Source organism: Bradyrhizobium sp. (assembly GCF_049581145.1).
GTDB lineage: Bacteria > Pseudomonadota > Alphaproteobacteria > Rhizobiales > Xanthobacteraceae > Bradyrhizobium.
The window spans coordinates 1-2,056 of the sequence record NZ_JBAURI010001066.1; the positions used below are offsets into that span (position 1 = coordinate 1).

Genomic DNA, 2,056 nt, shown 5'->3' on the forward strand with positions numbered 1-2,056 from the left:
CTGTCGAAGCGCGCGTCGGGCTCAGACTTGGTGCCGCCAGCGTTTGAGTCGCCGGCTTGGGATTGCGCGAGGACGTTGTCCATGAGTTTACCGGATATCGGACAGCGCCCGCGCTGTCACGAAACTATTGTGGTGGAAAACAGCTAACCGGCGCTGAACGCGGCCGGTTCCGGGCGCAGCCGCCATGGGGGCAGTCCGAACCGCGGGGAGTCTCTTCTAAGCGACTGACATCAAAAGGCTTTAACGAATCACCTTTCCTCACCCTGCGGCTGTGCGATGATCAGCTGACATGGCCGAACCTGCCGATTATACCCAAAGGCGGAAACTTTCAGGGAGCGAACGACAATGGATGCCGCTGAACTACGCGCGACGCAGGCCCCGATCAAGCAGCGTTACAAGCAGGATCCTGCTGCCGCCGTGATCACGCTGAAGGCCAGGGGCTCGATCGAGCAGGACGGCATTGCGTGCACGGTCGAGACCGGACGGGCCTTGGCCACAGCCGGCCTGCATCCGGCGAGCGGCGGCTCGGGGCTCGAATTGTGCTCCGGCGATATGCTGCTGGAAGCGCTGGTCGCCTGCGCCGGCGTCACCTTGAAATCGGTCGCGACCGCGATCGAAGTGCCGCTCAGGCAGGGGCTCGTGATCGCCGAGGGCGATCTCGATTTCCGCGGTACGCTCGGGATCGACAAGGAAACGCCGGTCGGCTTCGCGGAGATCCGGTTGCGTTTCGAGGTCGAGACCGACGCGCCGCAGGACAAGCTCGATCTGCTGCTGAAATTGAGCGAACGATATTGCGTTGTCTATCAGACCATCAAAAACGGCCCGAAAGTCGCGGTGTCGATGAAGCGGATTTGAACTCTTGAACCTGATCAGCGTCGTCCCGCCCGTGCCGGGACGACGGCCAAACAATGTCTGCTGACCTCACCTTTATCATGATGCTCGCGCTGCGCATGGCGGTCGCGGCTGCGTTCGTGGTGTCGGCATCCGTCATCGCGGAGCGCGCTGGTCCCGTGATCGGTGCGCTGGTGGCGACATTGCCGATCTCGGCGGGGCCGGCCTATGGCTTCCTCGCGCTCGACCATGATGCCACGTTCATCGCGCAAGGCGCGCTGGCCAGTCTGCCGGTCAACGCGGCGACCATCCTGTTCGGCCTCACTTATGTGTTGCTGGCGCAGCGCCACAGCGTGCGGGTGAGTTGTCCGGCGGCGGTCGCGGTGTGGTTTGCGCTTGCCCTGGTCATCCGCTCGGTGCCCTGGTCGCTCGCCGGCGGACTGACGGCCAACGTCATTGCTTTCGCGGTCTGCGTGCCGATCCTGCGGTGCTTCCGGCATGTGAAAATGCCGCTGATTACCCGCCGCTGGTACGACATCCCGCTGCGGGCGTCGCTGGTCGCAACCCTGGTGGCCACCGTGGTCACGCTCTCGGGCTGGGTCGGCCCGACCATCAGCGGCATCCTGGCGCTGTTTCCGATCGTGTTCACCAGTATGATGCTGATCCTGCAGCCACGGATCGGAGGACCGCCGACCGCGGCCGTGGTCGCCAACAGCGCCGGCGGCCTGATGGGGCTCGCCGTCGCGATCGCCGTGCTGCATGTCGCAGCGCTGCGCTTCGGCTCCGCGATCGGCCTCAGCCTCGCCCTTGCCACCTGCGTGAGCTGGAATCTCGTGCTGTGGTGGCACGGGGGACGCAAAGTCGTGCTGCGGAAGTAGGTCGGCGGCAGTCCGTGGAATGATGCTCCTACCCTCGATGCATATTGCGCCCCGCCCGGAATGACGCGCGCAAATGGCTGCTCAACCACAAAATCGTCGTTGCGAGCGCAGCGAAGCAATCCGTGGCGCCGCAAATGGAGGAATGGCTTGCTTGCTGCGCTCGCAATGACGGGGACAATCAGTGCTTCGGCAGCTTCGCTTTCAACGCATAGAGCGCCTCCAGCGCCTCGCGCGGCGACAGCTCGTCGGGATGCAGCGCCTTGACGGCGGCGATCAACTGCTCGGCCTCGCTCGGTGGCGCGGGCTCGGCGGCGGCGCGCGAGGGGACGGCAAACAGCGGCAGATCG

General features: G+C 64.8%; 2 protein-coding genes. Both read left to right on the forward strand.

The genetic code is table 11. The features are described from left to right. Positions 1-345: 345 nt before the first annotated feature. Positions 346-855: an OsmC family protein gene (locus tag WCB02_RS34510; protein ID WP_423965649.1), complete on the forward strand. Its 510-nt coding sequence runs from the start codon at positions 346-348 to the stop codon at positions 853-855. Positions 856-908: 53 nt separating this feature from the next. After that, a complete protein-coding gene (locus WCB02_RS34515; protein ID WP_423965651.1) occupies positions 909-1,709 on the forward strand; it encodes a hypothetical protein in 801 nt (266 codons plus the stop codon). Positions 1,710-2,056: the final 347 nt, after the last annotated feature.